Here is a 564-nt window from a genome sequence, read left to right as displayed (position 1 = left end):
ATTACGATTCGTTTTGATGGTCAGTTTGGCGAAGGTACGCTGCATGCGCCGTTGATTGGTGAATTCAACGCAGCCAACTTAATGCTGGCATTTGCGACCTTATTGAGCCTTGGTTTTGATAAGAGCGATTTGCTAGCGACGGCTGCTCAATTGCAGCCGGTGTTAGGCCGAATGGAGCTATTCCAAGCTGAAAATCGCGCTAAAGTTGTGGTCGATTACGCTCACACGCCTGATGCGCTTGAAAAAGCATTACAAGCACTGCGCGTGCATTGTGACGGACAGCTTTGGGCTATTTTCGGTTGTGGTGGCGATCGCGATGCGGGTAAGCGTCCGATGATGGCAGAAATCGCTGAGCGTTTGGGTGACAAAGTCGTCTTGACCGATGATAACCCGCGCAGTGAAGACCCTGTATTCATCGTCAAAGATATGCTTGCTGGCCTATCCAAACCAGCAGAAGCGATTGTCCAGCATGATCGCTTTAAAGCGCTTTCTTACGCGTTAGAAAACGCTGCGCCTCAAGACATTATCTTGCTGGCAGGTAAGGGCCACGAAGACTACCAAATT

Annotated in this window: 1 protein-coding gene; it reads left to right on the top strand. The window is 49.8% G+C overall.

The window, feature by feature from the left end; translation table 11 throughout:
* Window positions 1–564 (top strand): UDP-N-acetylmuramyl-tripeptide synthetase (locus tag R7Z50_RS29840; protein WP_318150059.1); only part of this gene is annotated, 564 nt, incomplete at both ends.

This window comes from Vibrio sp. 1249-1, assembly GCF_033340495.1.
Note: the sequence above shows the minus strand (reverse complement) of the source record. Positions and strands in the feature narration are given on the sequence as shown.